The sequence below is a fragment of the Streptomyces sp. NPDC006512 genome (assembly GCF_040611935.1).
In the GTDB taxonomy this organism is placed as follows: domain Bacteria; phylum Actinomycetota; class Actinomycetes; order Streptomycetales; family Streptomycetaceae; genus Streptomyces.
In genome coordinates this window covers 123,244-139,711 of the sequence record NZ_JBEXPG010000014.1, presented here as the reverse complement: position 1 = coordinate 139,711, position 16,468 = coordinate 123,244, and the positions used below count along the sequence as shown (strand labels likewise).

The 16,468-nt window shown below is 72.8% G+C and carries 14 protein-coding genes; 5 read left to right on the top strand and 9 right to left on the bottom strand.

All coding sequences use genetic code 11. The annotated features are described in order from the left end of the window. Positions 1-134: 134 nt before the first annotated feature. The 3 genes from ABZZ17_RS13195 to ABZZ17_RS13185 all read right to left on the bottom strand — a co-directional run bounded on the left by ABZZ17_RS13195 (position 135) and on the right by ABZZ17_RS13185 (position 3,274). The gene (locus ABZZ17_RS13195) at positions 135-2,135 is read right to left on the bottom strand and encodes an ATP-binding protein (RefSeq protein WP_356875201.1); all 2,001 of its coding nucleotides are present in this window, start codon (positions 2,133-2,135) and stop codon (positions 135-137) included. 170 nt (positions 2,136-2,305) lie between these two features. Next, positions 2,306-2,698 carry a nuclear transport factor 2 family protein gene (locus ABZZ17_RS13190; RefSeq protein WP_356875199.1) on the bottom strand — a complete coding sequence of 131 codons (393 nt, stop codon included), beginning with the start codon at positions 2,696-2,698 and terminating at the stop codon, positions 2,306-2,308. A gap of 201 nt (positions 2,699-2,899) precedes the next feature. Then, entirely contained in the window at positions 2,900-3,274 is a 375-nt protein-coding gene (locus ABZZ17_RS13185) for a VOC family protein (RefSeq protein ID WP_356875197.1), read from the bottom strand. 270 nt (positions 3,275-3,544) lie between these two features. On the opposite strand from ABZZ17_RS13185, the gene ABZZ17_RS13180 reads away from it, so the two are divergent. Beyond that, a complete protein-coding gene (locus tag ABZZ17_RS13180; protein WP_356875195.1) occupies positions 3,545-4,759 on the top strand; it encodes a hypothetical protein in 1,215 nt (404 codons plus the stop codon). A gap of 147 nt (positions 4,760-4,906) precedes the next feature. Here the strand turns inward: ABZZ17_RS13180 and ABZZ17_RS13175 are convergent, their stop codons facing one another. After that, a complete protein-coding gene (locus ABZZ17_RS13175; RefSeq protein ID WP_356875193.1) occupies positions 4,907-5,311 on the bottom strand; it encodes a transglycosylase SLT domain-containing protein in 405 nt (134 codons plus the stop codon). Between the two features lie 336 nt (positions 5,312-5,647). Continuing rightward, the gene (locus ABZZ17_RS13170) at positions 5,648-7,267 is read right to left on the bottom strand and encodes a hypothetical protein (RefSeq protein WP_356875191.1); all 1,620 of its coding nucleotides are present in this window, start codon (positions 7,265-7,267) and stop codon (positions 5,648-5,650) included. 348 nt (positions 7,268-7,615) lie between these two features. Between ABZZ17_RS13170 and ABZZ17_RS13165 the strand changes: the two genes are divergently transcribed. Then, on the top strand, positions 7,616-8,116 hold the full coding sequence (locus tag ABZZ17_RS13165; RefSeq protein WP_356875189.1) for a cupin domain-containing protein: 501 nt from the start codon (positions 7,616-7,618) through the stop codon (positions 8,114-8,116). Between the two features lie 79 nt (positions 8,117-8,195). On the opposite strand, the gene ABZZ17_RS13160 is transcribed toward ABZZ17_RS13165, so the two are convergent. Both ABZZ17_RS13160 and ABZZ17_RS13155 read right to left on the bottom strand, forming a co-directional pair. Beyond that, complete coding sequence (locus tag ABZZ17_RS13160) at positions 8,196-8,963, bottom strand: NPP1 family protein (protein ID WP_356875187.1); 768 nt, start codon at positions 8,961-8,963, stop codon at positions 8,196-8,198. 220 nt (positions 8,964-9,183) lie between these two features. Further along, positions 9,184-11,172: an NAD-binding lipoprotein gene (locus ABZZ17_RS13155; protein ID WP_356875185.1), complete on the bottom strand. Its 1,989-nt coding sequence runs from the start codon at positions 11,170-11,172 to the stop codon at positions 9,184-9,186. Positions 11,173-11,516: 344 nt separating this feature from the next. Here ABZZ17_RS13155 and ABZZ17_RS13150 point away from each other — a divergent pair, with 344 nt between their 5' ends. Continuing rightward, positions 11,517-12,944 carry a lamin tail domain-containing protein gene (locus ABZZ17_RS13150; RefSeq protein ID WP_356875183.1) on the top strand — a complete coding sequence of 476 codons (1,428 nt, stop codon included), beginning with the start codon at positions 11,517-11,519 and terminating at the stop codon, positions 12,942-12,944. Positions 12,945-13,003: 59 nt separating this feature from the next. On the opposite strand, the gene cutA is transcribed toward ABZZ17_RS13150, so the two are convergent. Next, positions 13,004-13,327: a divalent-cation tolerance protein CutA gene (gene cutA / locus ABZZ17_RS13145; protein ID WP_356875181.1), complete on the bottom strand. Its 324-nt coding sequence runs from the start codon at positions 13,325-13,327 to the stop codon at positions 13,004-13,006. A 79-nt stretch (positions 13,328-13,406) separates the two neighbouring features. Next, the gene (locus ABZZ17_RS13140) at positions 13,407-14,009 is read right to left on the bottom strand and encodes a hypothetical protein (RefSeq protein WP_356875179.1); all 603 of its coding nucleotides are present in this window, start codon (positions 14,007-14,009) and stop codon (positions 13,407-13,409) included. A gap of 136 nt (positions 14,010-14,145) precedes the next feature. Here ABZZ17_RS13140 and ABZZ17_RS13135 point away from each other — a divergent pair, with 136 nt between their 5' ends. Further along, positions 14,146-14,823, top strand: a complete 678-nt coding sequence (locus tag ABZZ17_RS13135) for a response regulator transcription factor (RefSeq protein ID WP_356875177.1) — start codon at positions 14,146-14,148, stop codon at positions 14,821-14,823. Beyond that, positions 14,816-16,393, top strand: coding sequence for an ATP-binding protein (locus tag ABZZ17_RS13130; RefSeq protein WP_356875175.1), 1,578 nt, complete (start codon positions 14,816-14,818; stop codon positions 16,391-16,393). The genes ABZZ17_RS13135 and ABZZ17_RS13130 overlap by 8 nt, the downstream gene beginning before the upstream one ends. The last annotated feature ends 75 nt before the right edge of the window (positions 16,394-16,468 follow it).

Sequence of the window (16,468 nt, the reverse complement as noted above, 5' to 3'; positions counted from 1 at the left end):
CGCGTACTGGACGTACTTGGCTTTCGCCCGGTGCGGCGAGAGCGCGTGCCAGGCGTCGCGGGGCAGACGGGAGTTTGACGACAGGCCCTAGTGCCGTGGCCGGAAAGGTTTGCCGGGTCGCGGGTCCCGGGCGGCTACCGGGGGCCGTGCAGCTCCTGCTGCCACAGGGCCTCGCAGAGCAGGTCGAGTCCCTGGCGAAGGTGGCGACGGTAGGTGCCGTACGGAAGGCCCAGGCGGCGGGCGGCGGCTTCCTGGGTGGGCGCACCGGAGAAGTGGCCCGCCATCAGGGCCTCGCGGGCCCGCACTCCGCGAGGGTCGCGGGCGAGCTCGTCGACGGCCCGGTGCAGGAGGGCGCGGAGTTCGGCCACCGGCTCGGGGAGGTCGGCGGCGAGCCGGGTCCGCAGCAGGCCGCAGGCGGCGAAGGCGCGCTCGTCCCGCCAGTGTGCCAGGGCCTCGCGCACGGCCTGGTCGAACCCGGTGCGCGAGAGGGGCGACGGCCCGGACGGGGCCGGCTCGTCGGTGGTCGATATGAACCGCTGGAGCCATGCCTCGACGGATATGCGGCGCCAGTCGACGCTGAACAGTCCGTAGGTGTGGGCGCCGACGCGCGGCCGGGCCCCCGTGTCGGCGAGGGAGCCCTTGACGCGCTCGGCCCAGGTTTCCGCGTCCTGCCAGGCGGCGAAGCCGTACGCGCGGCCGCGGGCCCGGGCCGCCTCCGCCTGGGCGCGTGAGCTGCTCAGGTCGATGACCCGCGAGGGGACCTGGTACCGCTCGGGGTAGACGGAGAACCGGCTGATGCCGATGTGCTCGCCGGGGCTCACCGGTACGGCGGTGTCGGTGTACCGCCAGGCCGCGGCCACGACGGGATCGGTGGCCAGGTCCTGGGGGTCGGGAGGGGCCGGCAGGACGAGCCGGGCGGTGAACGCCACGATCCGGCCCGTGTTCACCAGGCGGTAGACGCTGAAGGCCTGGGGCTGGCGCCGTGCCCAGTAGCGGACGATGTCCGCGGAGGCGGGTCCTTCGGATTCCTCGGCCATGCGCAGCACGGCGTCGAGGTCGTCCGGGTGCAGGGGCCGGTCGTGGACCTCGTCCTCGCGCGACCACGTCCGCACCCGGGTGAGGGACTCCGCCTCCCGGAAGAGGTAGAAGAACTCGTCGGTGACGGTCCACACGCGCTCGTCGGGTGCCTCGCGCAGCAGGCGCAGGTACTCGTCCGCCAGACGGCGGCGCATCGTCTCGAACGCGTTGGGTGCCCGCCAGCGCAGGTCGGCGGCCAGCGTCTCGCGTGCGGCGTCGTGCGGGTGGAGTCCCCGGTGCGTGGACTCCATGAAGGGCAGGTCCCGCAGCCAGGAGAAGAGCAGGTGGGCGTCCTCGTCGGGCAGTACCGCGGCGAGGAGTTCCTCGGACGTCGAATGGGCCTGCGCCGCCACCTCCAGGGCGCGGCGGTGGGCCGCCGTGGGTACCTCTCCGATCAGCCCCGCCAGCAGGATGCGCAGGACGTCCGCCGAGGGGGCCCAGATCTCCTCGCGGCCGCAGCCCTCCGATCCCGTGGCGGCCGCCAGCGACAGGGCCAGCGGGTTGCCTCCGGCGAAGCGGAGCACCCGGTCGCGCAGTTCCGGCCGGATTCCCGCCGCGACCAGCAGGCTCCGCGCCTGTTCCTCGGAGAACGCCCCCAGTTCGGTGACGTGCAGGAGCGGCGACCAGGCGGGGTCGGCGGTCCACTGCGGCTGCGGTGCGCGCCGGCCGGCCAGGACGACCAGGGTGTCGTTCGCGGCGCGGGGCAGGAAGTGGTGCCACAGCCAGCTTTCCAGCCACTGGCAGTGCTCGAAGGAGTCCACGAGCAGCACGGTGCCGGGGACGTCCAGGAAGGGGCCGGCGGCGCGCTCGAAATCGGCGGGGTCCCGGTTCACGAACCGGCCGTCGAGTTCGACGAGCAGTCGGCCCGCCGTGCGGGCACGGTCCGCCAGGCGTCGCAGCAGCGTCGACTTGCCGATGCCGCCGGGGCCGCACACGTAGAACGCGAACGGCGCCTGGGGATCGCCCGCCAGGGCCCGGTCGAAGCGTTCGAGTTCGTCGTCCCTGCCGACGAAGGCCCGTACCCGCGCTCGGCTGAGTCTTTCTCCCACGGACACCATGGCGGCTTCCCCCTCGTTCCGGCACCGGACTGCCGATCCCGCGGACAGCTCCGAGCGGGCTGGTCGGTGCCGCGCCGGGTGGGAGGAGGTGCCGCGTCGGGCACTCCGGGGGCCGGTCCGCCGCCGGAGTGGCTACGTCGTGGCAGATCCTAACCGAGGCCCTGTTCCGGTCACTTGACGAGACCGAGGTTCTCGTCTTCCGGCTCGCCGGTGATCAGGAGGGTGGTCTCCTCGACGCGCTGGAAGCGGCCGTCGGGGGCGAGCTGGGCGAAGAGGTAGACCTCGGTGCGGGAGGTGCCTCCGTTGTGCTGGGTGAGGGTGACGCTGTGGCGGTCGGCGTACCGCAGGCCGTCGCGCAGTTCGTCGTGGACCTCTATGTGTCCGCTGCGGATCAGGGAGCGGAGGCGGGTGATGTGCTGGGTGAAGGCGGTCCGGTCGCTCCACACGCCGTTGGTGCGCTGGCGGTAGTCGGAGGTGAAGTGCCGGTCGAGGGCTTCGGCCAGGTCATTTCCCGGAGTGAACAGCAGGTCGGTGATCGCTCGGGTGATGCTGGTCGCTGTCATCGTCGTCTTCGCCTCGGGGAGTGGGGATGCGGGGAGGCTCCGGCGACTGGGAGCCGGCACGCCCCTCGGACAGAACGGCATGACGAACGGCGGCGATGTCGCATCGCCCCACACTCCCCCGACCGCTGGCCATAGGTTAACAACCGTTCGCCGATGGGCAATTGCCGGATCCCACGGGTTCGGCGTCCCGCCGGTTCCGGGTCAGTGGAGGCAGAGGCAGAACGGGTGGCCCGCCGGGTCCGCGTAGACCCGCCAGTTGGCCTCCGGGCGGATCTGGTCCGTCCGCTCCAGCACGGTCGCGCCGAGGGCGAGCGCCCGCTCCTCTTCCCCTTCGAGGTCGTCCACGTCGAAATCCAGGTGGATCTGCTGCGGGTGCCGCTGGCCGGGCCATTCGGGCGGGCGGTAGCCGTCCACCCGCTGGCAGGCCAGTGGCGTTCCCTCGAACCCGTGCACCTCGATCCAGTCGGGTTCTTCCGGGTCCGCGACCACCTTGCCGCCGAGCAGATCCGCGTAGAACCGCGCGAGCCGCACCGGGTCGGCGCAGTCCAGCGCCACAGCCTGCAGCTTTCGAATCACTGCCGCCACTCCTTCAGTCCTCGGTCACTTCCGTCCCGTCCTGTACGGGAGGCGTCTTCCCCGCCGACGCAGCGGGCATGCGCCGGGACCTGCCCGGCCGGGCGCGATCCGGCCCCCGGGCCGGGCGATGTCGAACACCGGCCCGCACCCGCGTCAGCGCGACCCCCCCCCCTGCTTCCCCAACGCGTTGCGTCACGCGCGCCGCCGCGGGCGCGGCCGCCCGTTCGATGGTGGGCGCAGCCGCCCGACGGCGCCGAGTAGCATCCCCGGATGCCGAAGACGATCGAGACGCTGACGCCCGGAGCCGGGCGGACCGACACCGCGGGCCTGCGCGCGTACGACCCGGACCCCGTCGCGCGGTGCGCGGCCGATGCGGCACAACCGTGGTGGCGCCGCAAGGCCTGCGTGGAGGCGCTGGCCGGGCGGGTGCCGGAGGGGCACGTGGCCGAGCTGATCGCTTGTGTCCAGGACGCCGGCCAGTCGGGCTCGGTGCGCATCGCCCTCCTGGAGCTCCTCGCGGACCGGCCGGAGCTACTGCCCTGGCTGCGGCACGAGGACCGGCTCCAGGAGAGCGCGTACGGCATGCCCGAGGCGATCCTCAAGGCCCGGGGCGCGCTCGGCGACCGTACGTCGGCGGAGGCCCTGGCGACGCTGGCCTTCAGCCCGTGGGGGCACCGGCAGGTGATCGGCGAGGCCGGGCTGGACGCACTGGCCGCCCGGTACGGGGTCGAGGCGGTGCTCGCCGATCTCGGCGGGGCCCGGCCCGAGGACCGGGCCTTCGGGGTCCGGATGCGGCACCGCGCCGGGGAGGACGTCGCGGACGCGCTCGCCGACCCCGATCGGGGCGTCGCCCACCTCGCCGTGACCCTCCTGGCCGATCCGGAACGGCTGCGCGGCTACCTCGCCGAGGCGCCGACGGAAGAGGCGAAACTGTGGGCCGCCTACGCGCTGTACCGCCTGACCCATGACACCGCCGAGACCCGCAGGGTGTACGAGGCACTGGGACGGCCCCGCGTCGAGGTGGCCGGCCTGGACGAGGAGCTGCGCGCGGCGATCGTCCACGAGTACGGGCACGGGTGCGCGGAGCGCAGCGATCCGCGGTGGCGGATCGAGGCGCTGTGCACCGAGCCGCCCTCCGGTACCGACGCGGCCGAGCGGACCTCGCGGGCCGTGACCGCGCTCACCGCGGCGGGGCTCACGCCGAAGCCGCCGGTCTCCTGCGGAGAGGCCCACCACCAGGGCGACGGTACGTACGACGTGATCGGCTACGGCGCGCGCGGCGGCGAGGTGCTCGTCAGCACGCTCGGCCGCTTCGCCACCGATCACGACGACGATCCCGCCGTGCGCCGCGCCCTCGAATCGGCGGGCTTCCGCTGGATCGACCAGAGCGTCGGTGCGATCCGGGTCACCGGCCTGGGGGTGTACTACTTCGGGCGTCGCGACCCGTTGGACATCCAGACGCTCCTGTTCTACTGGCAGGACTGAGCCGCCCCCGCCAGGGCGGGCCCTGCTCGCCGGACCGCTTGCGGGTGACCCGCGGATCGGCCTCCGGCGTCCCGGGGTACGCGAAGACGCCCGGCGGGGGTGTCCCGGCCGGGCGTCTCGCGATGTGTTCTCGGGTCCGCTGGTGGCTCAGTACCAGTGGTGGGTCTGCCAGAAGTTCCAGGCGCCGACGGGGCTGCCGTAGCGGGAGTTCATGTAGTCCAGGCCCCACTTGATCTGGGTGGCCGGGTTGGTCTTCCAGTCGGAACCGGCCGACGACATCTTCGAGGCCGGCAGGGCCTGGACCAGGCCGTAGGCGCCCGAGGAGGAGTTCGTGGCGGTGTGGTTCCAGCCGCTCTCACGGGAAACGATGTTGTTGAACGCCGCGAACTGCGCCGGGTCCTTGATCATCTGCTGGGCGATCGCCTTGGCGCTCGTCGGGGCCGCCTGGGCGGGCACCGTGGCGAGCATCGAGCCGGCGACACCGACGGCGACGACGGCACCCGCGAGGGTCTTCTTCGAAGCGGCGATGCGGCGGATGACGGCGTTCGACACAGGGGAACCTTCCACAGGGGACAAGGGCGGTCGCGGCATGCCTGAGGCATGCGTGAGCCACTCACGCGGTGGAGAGGGGTTCGTCAGCGGCAGGTGAGTGAAACACCCGGGCCGCCCGGCGACACATCCAGTTCTACCGACCCCCCACCCCCCTGGCAACGAACCCACTTACTACCCGCCCTCGCAGCCGGGGATCCCCGGCCCGTCAGGGGGGTGCGGGCCGGAGCCCCGGTGATGGGGAGCCGTACCGGCCCGCGAGGCCTACTACCCCGGGTCGTATGTGACGTGGGTCCTATGGGGCGGCTCACCCCCGAGCCGCCCGAATCTCACCGAACGTCACTGCTCGTACCCCTCTGCGGGGCCCGGCCGTGCGGCCGGGTCGGAACCGGCCGGGGATCCGGGGCCGTAGCGCTCGTAGTAGTCGTGGAGGAGCCCCGACGCGTCCAGGACCGCGTCGGCCCAGGCCGGATCCAGCCCGGGTGGGGCGGGGCGGGTGGCGAGGGCGCAGGCGCCGGTGAGCATGCCCGCGTAGACGAGGTCGGAGTGGAGGTTGCTGATGCTGTCGGTCTCGTGGAAGTTGACGGGGCGGCCTCCGGCCAGGACGGTCACGTCCACACCCCCCGGAAGTGCGTGGGTGCGGTAGGCGGGGTGGGTCACGGGCCGGGCCGCCGGCTCCTGCGTGGCGGCGGCTTCGAGTGCGGGGAGGTCGAACTCGATGTCGCGGCTGCTGACGCTCGCGAGGTAGACCGAGCGCCTGAGGGCCGCGTACTCGCGGGTCGACATGCTGGTGCGTCCGGTGACCCCGAAGACGAGCAGGGGCTCGTGCCGGGTCAGCAGGGGACCGAGTGCGCGCGCGGTGGTGTAGCCGCTCTCGTGGGCCTCGATGAGGTGGAGGATGTCGGCGTCGTACACGGCGACCCGCATGCGGCGCTGGGTGAGGAGGGCCGCGATGTGGGCGCCGACGTTGCCGTACCCGATGACCAGTGCGGGCTGTCCCTCGATCTTCAGCGCGGGCAGCAGTTCGAGGGCCGTGGTGACGGCCTTCTCCGCGATCCAGTACGACTCGATGCGACCCTTGAGCCGGGACTGGGCCACCGAGAAGACCGGGAAGGGCAGCTCCTCCTCGCGGCCCTGGAGCTTGTAGATCCCGGACATGGTCTGTTCCACCACGCCCGCCCAGTCTCCGACCGCGGATCCCGGCACGACCTCGTGGCGGCCCTGGTCCAGGAGCGCGGGTACGACGTAGCCCCCGTCGTCCAGGGCCAGGCAGCGCAAGCCCTTGCTCCGGGCGCGGGCGGTGTGCTCCGCGACCGCTCGGGCGTCCGTCGCGTCGGTGACGTGTACGCCGAGTGCGTCGAGGTGGCCGTGGACCCGGTGGCGCCACTGGTAGGCGTAGTCCTTGCGCAGGACCGTCATGGCGTCCAGCGGGGCACCCAGCTCGGCCAGGCAGGCGACGAGATGGACGAGGTCGGTCAGGAAGTGTCCGGTGACCAGGACCGCGAAGCCCGCGAGCGGCTTCCCTTCGCGCAGCCGGTCGACGGCAGCGCTCATGAGCGGCAGTTCGCCCGCGACCCGTTCCGATTCCTGTACGGAAAGGGGCTGGCGGTGCCAGATCTCGGCCCAGCGGTCCAGGGAGTCCTCCGGCCGCGACGCGGCACTGCCCGAAAGGCGCAGGGTGAGGCGCAGCAGGGACGTTCCCGCGGTGTCGCGGCGCATCTCGGTGGAGACGAACATCGCCGCGTGGAGGTCCGGCGCGAGCTGCACCGTGAGTTCACCCGCGCTCTGGCCCAGGACGGCGTGCGGGCCGGCGGCGTCGCACAGGCGGCGGGCCGCACGGTGCAGGAGGTGCGGGCCGTCACCGGGGGCGGCGACGACGTCGACCGTGGTCGCCGTGAAGGAGGACGGGGCCGTCGCGGGCAACGGAACGTGGTGGTGGTCCGGACGTCGGGTGGTCACGGTGGTGAATCCTCGATCCGTCGACGTTGAATTTCGATCCGTTGTACAGGGAGGCATCGTCCGCCGCAACGAAACTCCCGTGATGCACGTTCGGGGGAATAGGGATTCTCGCGCAGACTTCGACCATATTTCCCTTTACACGTCGCTGACCTGCTCTTATCCACCGGATCAATTAAGACGAAAAGGCGGGCTCGGGAACCGGATGCTTGAATTCCGGCAGGTCGTACGGTCGAAGGCACCGGATTCCGGCCGTCCCGCACCATAGGGTTCATCCGACGGGCCGGAAACCGTTACGGCCTCCGACTCGAATTCATCCGGACCGGATATCGAGCGAGAGAAAGAGGACACGTGCTCACAGCACACGACTGGATCGACGCCCTCGGCCTGGAAGCGCACGTGGAGGGCGGGTATTTCCGGCGGACCTTCCAGGCCGACCACCGCCCCCAGATCCGGACGGCCCGCGGCGACCGCTACACCCTGACCTCCATCCAGTACCTGCTCACGCACTGGTCACCGATCGGGCACTGGCACCTCAACGAGTCCGACATCCTGCACTTCCACCACCACGGCGAACCGGTCACCTATCACCTGCTCCACCCGGACGGCCGGCACACCACCGCGGTCCTCGGCCAGGACCCGGGCCAGGGGCAGTCCCTCACCCTCCCCGTACCCGGAGGCGTGTGGAAGGCCTCCCACCTCACCTCCGGGGACCACGCCCTGATCAGCGAAGCCGTCGCGCCCGGATTCGACTACGCCGACATGACCCTCGGCGAGACCCAGGACCTGCTGCACCGCTTCCCCGGACACGCCGATCTCGTACACCGCTACTGCCGGCCGTCATCGGAGTAGTACGCCCGCGAGGAGTTCCGCCCGGGGACGGTTCCGCCCGGGGACGGTTCCGCCCGGGGACGGTTCCGCCCGGGTCCGGCTAGAGGTTCGGGTCGAAGGGGATTCCGGCCGGCCTGGCCTCGGCCAGATGGGAGGCGAAGGAGCCGTCCTTCAGGCCGAAGTGCGCGCTGCCGAAATCGGCCTGGGTCAGCTTGTCCCGCAAGCCGGGAGGGTAGCCGTTCCACCCGATGAGCGCCGGGAACTGCCAGGCGCCCTCGTGGTTCTCGGGCGGTTCGTCGTTGCTGTTCGCCGCGCGGAAGCAGTGGGTGCTGACGCCGTCCTTGTGGTAGACGATCTTGGGATGGGTTCCGTCCCAGCGGATCTGGTCGCGTGCGTGGACGACGAAGTCGCCGTGGGCCGAAGTCGCCACGTATTTGGCCTCGTTGCCCTGGATCCACACCACCACGTGCTCCCAGTCGTGGCGGTGACCTCCGAGGCTGATCCCGGGTATGGCCTGGTCCTTCTCGAAGTACAGGGCGTACGCCACGGCACACCAGCCGTTGTTGCACTTCCAACGGGAGTAGCCGTTGGTGTTGTCGAGGTCCGAGGCGTCCCGGCAGCTTCCGTTGAGGGCGCCGGTGGGTTTGAGTCCGGCGTTCAGCACGCCGGTCGGGCCTATGGCCGGTGTCGGGTAACAGCCGTCGGTGTCGTAGTCGTAGGCCGGCTGGAAGGTCAGCTCGATCGCTTCGGCCTGGGCGGGCAGGGCCGGGGGCGGTGCGGCGAAGGCCGGCTGGGCCACCCCTACGACGAGTGCGAGGGCGGCGCCTGCGACCACGAACGATCTCCGCGTGCGACGGTACGTCCGCAAGGTACGCCTCCTGGTCGGTCGGGTGCGGTCGGGTGGGCGGACGGGTGGGCGGGCGGGCGGGCCTCGACCGTGCCGAAATCCGAACGCCCGGAGCATCATTCGCGAAGGAGGCCCAACCGGCAAGGGTTCCGACAGCCCCTCCCCTTCCCCGGCCGCACCGTGGACGGCCTTGCGCACAGGGGGAGTTGACGATCGGTGCCCCAGGGTCCCGGGAACCGGGTCATCGGTCCCCGGCCCGTTCCGCCACGCGGGCGTCGGGCTGCGCGGGGAAGGGCACGGAGCAGCGCGGGCCGGCCGCCAGCAGGATCACCGCGTCCGCGGGCCCGAAGCACACCGACTCGCGCTTGTCCGGGTTGATCCGTACACCGTGCGCGGGGTCGTCCGGCCCGTCCGGGTGCGAGCGGAACCCGATGACGCAGTGCCCCCGGCGGCGCCCGGCCTCCACCACGGTCGCGTAGCCGACGGACCGCCCCGTCACGACGTAGTCGTGGGCCGGACGCAGGTGCAGGGTGTGTCCGGTGGACGCGAACAGGCTGTCGAAGACCGCCGCGAGGTGTCCGTCCTCCGCGATCTGCGTCATCAGGAGGCTGATCAGACGGCTGCCGACGATGAAGTCGGCGCCGTCCCTGGCGGGCGCGAGCAGCCGGTTGCGGTCGTCGGCCATCTCCGTCACGACGGCCAGTTCCTGTCCCGCCGCCTCCTCCAGGTCCCGCAGGTGCAGCAGTGTCACCAGGGTCCCGTCGTCACCGCCGCGCGGACCGCCGTACGCTGCCGGGCCGTCGTAGCCGAGGACGACGGCCCGGTCGAAGGTCAGCACGTCGAGGCCCGCCAGTACGTCCGGGTCCGTCACGTCCCCTTCGAGGACGGTGACCGGCATCCGGCGCCCCGGCACGCGGGCGCAGCGGTCCGCCTCCCGTAAGTGTTCCTCGCCCTCCGCCATCACCACCAGCAGGGACCCGTCGGGCACGCCTTCGTCGAGCTGTTCGATGATGCGCGGGGCGCGGGGGTTCCAGCCCAGGAGCAGGAACCGCTCCGGGGGCCTCGGCGCGGGCGGAGCCGCGACGATCGCCCCGTCGTCGACGGGGAGCGGCCCGTCCGCCGCGACCGCCGTGTCGTCGTCCTGGGTGATCACCACGATCCGGTCGTCGTCGCCGAGCACGCTGTCGCAGGGCGGGTTGAGCTCCACCCGCCCGTCGGAGCGCAGCAGGCCGATCACGCTGGAATCGGCGTACGCGAACAGGAGCGTGCCGAAGGAGCTTCCGGCGAGGCGGCCGGCGGGCACCGTGTAGATCTCGTGCCCGTCGAAGTCGAGCAGTTCGCGGTAGACGAGGGAGAGTCCGGGTTCGCAGGACGTCCGCGCGATCAGGCGGGCGGTGACGTCCTCGATGTTGAGGACGTGGCCGTGGGGCCCGGCGGCCAGGTCGGCGGCCCGCTTGTGCCGGCCGTCGCGGACCGCCGCGACCACGCCGGGCCGGCCCCGTCCGCGGACCGCCGCCTCCACCGCGAGCAGTGTCTTCACCACGTGGGCGTCGCCGTCCTCGCCGTCGTGGGTCAGTACCAGCACGGCGCGGGCGGTCTCCGGCGTGACCAGGGACACGATGGCGGGGTCGGTGGTCTCGCCGCTGCGGCAGATCAGCCGGGTCCGGCCCAGCCGCCCGACCGCCGTGCCGATCTCGTCCTCCATCTCGGCCTTGTCCTTGGGGCCGAGGACGGCGAGGACGGCCCGGCGCCGGTTGGCATTGGCCACGACGAGCTCGGAGACGATCGGGAACACCTGGTCGGACCAGCCGAGCAGGACGGTGTGGCCCGACTCCAGGACGGTGGAACGGCCCCGCCGGAGCGCGAGCACCTTGTCGTTCAGGCCGGTGGTGATGAGGCTGACGAGCGTCGAGACGAACAGCAGCGCCACCAGCGCCAGCACCACCGAAAGGAGCACGTACACGGGACTGCCGACGGCACCCCCGATCTTCAGGGTCTGGCCGACGCTCACCCAGACGGCCAGCATCCGGCCCGAGAGGCTGGTGGGACCGTCTTCGTCGGCCCACACCAGGGCCGCGCTGGCCGGGATGACGACGGCGAGGCACATCAGCACGAGCCAGCCGATCAGGACCGCCGTTCCGCGGGCCACGATGGTGTCGAACCAGTAGCGGGTGCGTGCCCAGGCGGGCGTGGGCCGGGCGGCTCGCGCCGGGGGTTTGGGTCCTGACAACCGGAGTTCCTCGGTCGGATGGGGTTCGGGCGCACCCTGCGGTGCGGGGCCCGGCGGCAACGGGTCGGTGCACGTGGCACTTTAACGGGGCGTCACGACCCGGAAGCGGCAGAGGGGTTAAACCCACCTGTAGCGTGAGAAACAGGACTCGCTTTCGGATTCGGGCCGGGGCGGGGGCCGGCCCGGGCGGGGGCCGGCCCGCCCCGGCGTCGTCCCGTGGAGCTGCGCAGGTGTCCGGCAATTCCGCCGCCGTTCGCGCGAGAACCCCCTGCCCGTGGCGAGCCGTTCCGCAGGCGTCGGGACCCTCGTTCCGCCCAGCCACCACTCCCCTGAGGACGGACACCATGCCCGAAGTACGCGCGCCCGAGTGGCGTCGTCGCCTCGCAATCCTCTGCGTGGCCGTCGCGGGCCCCGCTCTGGCCGCCGGGGCCGTGCTCGCGCCCGCCGCCCACGCGGCCCCGGCGGACGACATCCGCATCAACGAGGTGGTGACCACCGGCAGCGTCGACGACTCGATCGAGCTGTACAACAAGGGCACCGCGGCCGTCGACCTCTCCGGATGGATCCTGAAGGACGAGAGCAACAGCTCGAAGTACAAGATCTCCTCCGGGGTCACACTGGCTCCCGGAGCGGTCCGCGCCTTCGACGTGCACGCCTCCTTCGGCCTGGGCTCGGCCGACAAGGCGCGCCTGTACCTGCCGGACGGCAGCACGCTGGTCGACGGTTTCACCTGGAGCGAGCACTCCGGCCCCTCGTGGTCGCGGTGCGCCGACGGCGTCGGCGCGTTCAAGGCGGCCGGGGTGACGCTCGGCGCCCCGAACGACTGCGGCGGCGGTGGCGGTGGCGGCACGCCCGTCGCCTGGCCGGGGAGCGGCTCGGTGTCCACGGCCGACGCCTCGAACGTGTTCGGCCAGGACCTCAGCGGCCTCCATCAGGAAGGGGGCGTGATGTGGGCGGCGCAGAACTCGGGGAAGCTGTGGCGCCTGCTCCCGAACGGCGCCGGCGAGTGGACCCCGGACACCGCGAACGGGTGGTCCGCCGGCAAGGCGCTGCGCTTCCCGGGCGGTGGCTCCGGCAGCCCCGACGGTGAGGGCGTGACCGTCACCGGCGCCGGCGCCGCGGGCGGTGTGTTCGTCGCCAGTGAGCGCAACAGCGCCTCCTCCGGAACCAGCCGCCTGTCGGTCCTGCGGTACGACGTCAGCGGTACGGGCACCACGCTGACGGCCACCAGGGAGTGGAACCTGACCTCCTCCCTGCCGTCGGTGGGATCCAACCTGGGCTTCGAGGGGATCACCTGGGTTCCCGACGCCTACCTGACCGGCGCGGGCTTCAAGGACGAGTCGACCGGCTCGGCCTACGACCCGAGCGGGTACGGCGCTCACACGGGCGGCGTGTTCTTCGTCGGGGTCGAGGGCACCGGGACGATCCACGGGTACGTCCTGGAGGACACGGGCACGTTCACCCGGGTCGCCTCCGTCGACAGCGGCCTGGACGGCGTCATGGAGGTGCAGTGGGAGCCGCAGGCCGCGCGTCTGTGGGCCGTCTGCGACGACACCTGCGGCGGCGCGCACCGGACCATGCGGGTCAACGCGTCCGGAGTCTTCGCCACCACCGCGGTCTACGACCGTCCCAGCGGCATGCCCGACCTCAACAACGAGGGCTTCTCGGTGTCCGGGGCCGCCGAATGCGCCGGTGGTTCCAAGCCCGTGTACTGGGCCGACGACAGCAACACCGGCGGACACGCGCTGCGCAAGGGTGCCATCGCCTGCTGACCGGCGGGCCCGCCGCGGCTCCGGCCCCGGCGGGCAGGGCCGCGGCGGGCAGGGCCGAGCTACCTGGCCGTGGTCTCCTGCACGACCCACGCCAGGAACTCCTCCGAGGCCCGCACGGCCGGCAGCAGGATCCACTGCGGCACTTCGTACGGGTGGTTCGCGTGCACCCAGGCCTCCAGTTCCGCGGCCTTCTCCTCGGTCGTCTTGAAGGAGACGCGGTACTCCCGCTCGTGCTGCACCGCGTCCTTCCACCAGTAGAAGGTCGTCATCCGCGCGTCGACGTGCGCACCGGCCGCCAGGCGGGCCTCCACCGCGGCCCGCGCGAGGCCGTACGCCTTGTCCTCGTCGTTCACGGTCGTCTGCGCGATGACGATGCTCGTCACTCTGATCCTCCTCGGTCGGATGCACCCGACCCTACCCACCGCGCGCGCGGCGCCGCCTGGTCCGGGCGAGCGGAAACTTCTAGCGAGTCAGCGGGGTGTTGCCGGAGACCGTCCCGTCCGTGCCGGAGACGGTGACGGCGTGCCGGACGCCGTCCGGGCCGAGGACCACGGCAAGCCAGGCGCTGCCGCCGCCTTCCTGTGCGACGACGCGCAGGCTCTCCACCTTGCCGCCGGTCACCGCCGCCGCGGCCTTGGCGGCCGCCTCTCCGATGGCCAGGGAGGGCAGTGGCGCCGGGGCCGTCCGGGAGTCGCCGCCCCGCCCGCCCGGGGCTTCCGGGGCGCCGAACACCCGGTGCTCCTTGGGGCCCGCCGGACGGCCGGGGCCGGGGCCGGGGCCCGCGCCTTCGGCACGGCGCTCGACCGGGCCGTCGGCCCCCGGCACCGACCAGGCGAGGCGGGGACGGTCCGGCCGGTCGTGGTGGTGCTCGGCCACGGCCACGGCCGTCACCGCGCCCCCGACGACCACGACGGCCGCGCCCAGTGCCGCCCATCGGGCGCCGTTGCTCCGGGGCACCAGACGGCCCAGGGCCGTGCGCTCCCGGGGGCTGGCGGCCGGGGTCCCGTTCTCCGACGGCTCGGACGGTACGGGCTGCGCGGGCGGCGGGGTCGACGCATCAGACATACAGGCACTCCTCAGGACAACCGGGCACGTCGCCCGGCTAGGTGCCCGAGCATGCCGAGCCGATGCTGAAGCCCAGCTGAAGCCACCTGAAGACCTCTTCAGCCTGCCGCGGCCCGGGCCTGAGACCCTGTTCGGCATGCGCGTACTGGTGGTGGAGGACGAACGGCGGCTGGCCGTGGCCCTGCAACGGGGACTTCAGTCCGAGGGCTTCTCGGTGGACGTGGCCCACGACGGGCTCCAGGGCCTGTGGATGGCCTCCGAGCACGACTACGACCTGATCGTGCTCGACATCATGCTGCCCGGGCTGAACGGCTACCGCGTCTGCGCGAAGCTGCGGACGGCCGGCAACGAGTCGGGGATCCTGATGCTCACCGCGAAGGACGGCGAGTACGACGAGGCGGAGGCGCTGGACACCGGTGCCGACGACTTCCTGTCCAAACCGTTCTCCTACCTGGTCCTGGTCGCACGGCTGCGCGCGCTCGGGCGGCGCGCGGGCGCTCGGCGCCCGCAGGTGATGCGGTGCGGCGACCTGGTGATCGATCCCGCCCGGCGGTCGTGCGCCCGCGGTGGCGCCGAGATACGCCTGACCGCCCGGGAGTTCGCGGTCCTGGAGTGCCTGGCCCGCCGCTCGGGCGAGGTGGTGCCCAAACGGGACATCCTGGAACAGGTGTGGGACAGCGCCTTCGAGGGCGATCCCAACGTCGTCGAGGTCCACGTCAGCGCCGTGCGCCGCAAGATCGACGCTCCGTTCGGCCGCGCCGCGCTGGAGACCGTACGCGGGGCCGGCTACCGGCTGGCGGCCGACGGTGGCTGAGCGTCCCCGCGTCCGCGGCCTCCGGGGCCGCGACCTCCCCGCCCGCGACCTTCCCGCCCGCGGCCTTTCCGCCCGCGGCCTCCTCGGACACGGCCGCCTCCTGCGCCGCCGCCTGCTGGCCGGCCGCCCGGCCGCCGCCGTGCGCGCGGCCGCCGGCACGGCGCTGGAGCGGTGGCCCGGGCTGCGCCGGCTGTGGCCCACCACGGTCCGGGCCCGGGCCACCGTGGGAGCGAGCCTCGTGGTCGCCGCGGCCCTGGCGCTGGCCTCGTTCACGCTGCTCGGACTGCTGGAGGCCAATCTGCTGCGCAACGCGGAGAACGACGCGCGGCGGCAGGCCGACACGGTGGCACAGCTCACCGCGGCCGGCCGGCTCGACCGTGTCCGGCTGACGGCCCGTGGCGTCGAATTCGTCCAGGTGGTGGGCGCCGACGGCCGTGTCCTGTTCGCCACCCCCAACCTCATCGGCGTCCCCGCGTTCCGCCCGGCGGGCCCCGGCGTGCCCGGGACCCGCTTCCAGACCTGGCGGGTCCGGCCGCTGGGCGGGGACCACCGTCAGCGGGTCGTCCAGGTCATCACCAACACCCCGGACGGCCCCGCCGTCGTCTACGCCGGGGCCTCCCTGCGCGACGCGGACGCCGCCGACGACACCACCACGGCCGCCCTCGTGATCGGCATGCCCCTGCTCCTGGCCACGGTCGCCCTGGTGACGTGGCGGGTCACCGGCCGTGCGCTGAGGCCGGTGGAGGCGATCCGGGCCGAGGTCGCGGAGATCTCCGACCGCGATCTGCACCGCCGGGTGCCGGTGCCCGCCACCCAGGACGAGGTGGCCCGTCTGGCGCAGACCATGAACGCCACCCTGGACCGGCTGGAGGCCTCCGGGGTGCGCCAGCGGCAGTTCATCGCCGACGCCTCGCACGAACTGCGCTCCCCCATCACCGTCCTGCGCACACAGCTGGAAGTGGCCCTGGCGGTCCGGGACCCGGAGCTGTGGCCCGAGCTGATCGGCGGGGCCCTCCAGGACATCGAACGGCTCCAGCACCTCGCGTCCGACCTGCTGCTGCTCGCCCGCATCGACGCCGCCCAGCCCGTGGCCGCCGTGGAACTGGACCTGACCGCCCTGGTGGAGGAAGCCGTGGCCGCCCGGCTGGGCGACCGGGTTCCCGTACACCTGCGCCTGGAAGACGGGGTGGGGATCACCGGCAGCGCCCTGTGGCTCAGCCGGGTGGTCACCAACCTCCTCGACAACGCGCAGCGGTACGCGGACCGGTGCGTGCGGGTCACCCTGCGCACCACGGGCGGCCCGGGGCCGCGCAGCGCCGTGCTGGAGGTCACCGACGACGGTCCCGGCATCCCGGCGGCCGACCGGGAGCGGGTCTTCGAGCGTTTCACCCGCCTCGACGACTCCCGTAGCCGGGATCACGGCGGTGCGGGTCTGGGTCTCGCCATCGCCCGCGACCTGTCGGCCCACCACGGCGGGACGCTGACGGCCGAGGACGCGGCGACGGGGGCCCGCCTGGTGCTCCGGCTCCCCGTGTCGCCCGGCCACGCCGTCGCACCGTACCGGGGGTGACGGATGTCGCCCGGTCGGGCCAAGCCGAGGCGGCCGGCGGGCACCAATGGCCCAGCATCGGGACACCGGACAGGC

Excerpts from the sequence above, each read along its gene's own strand:
- ABZZ17_RS13195 (WP_356875201.1), bottom strand. The coding sequence starts at position 2,135 with ATGGTGTCCGTGGGAGAAAGACTCAGCCGAGCGCGGGTACGGGCCTTC.
- ABZZ17_RS13190 (WP_356875199.1), bottom strand. The coding sequence starts at position 2,698 with ATGACAGCGACCAGCATCACCCGAGCGATCACCGACCTGCTGTTCACT.
- ABZZ17_RS13180 (WP_356875195.1), top strand. The coding sequence starts at position 3,545 with ATGCCGAAGACGATCGAGACGCTGACGCCCGGAGCCGGGCGGACCGAC.
- ABZZ17_RS13150 (WP_356875183.1), top strand. The coding sequence starts at position 11,517 with ATGCCCGAAGTACGCGCGCCCGAGTGGCGTCGTCGCCTCGCAATCCTC.
- ABZZ17_RS13140 (WP_356875179.1), bottom strand. The coding sequence starts at position 14,009 with ATGTCTGATGCGTCGACCCCGCCGCCCGCGCAGCCCGTACCGTCCGAG.
- ABZZ17_RS13135 (WP_356875177.1), top strand. The coding sequence starts at position 14,146 with ATGCGCGTACTGGTGGTGGAGGACGAACGGCGGCTGGCCGTGGCCCTG.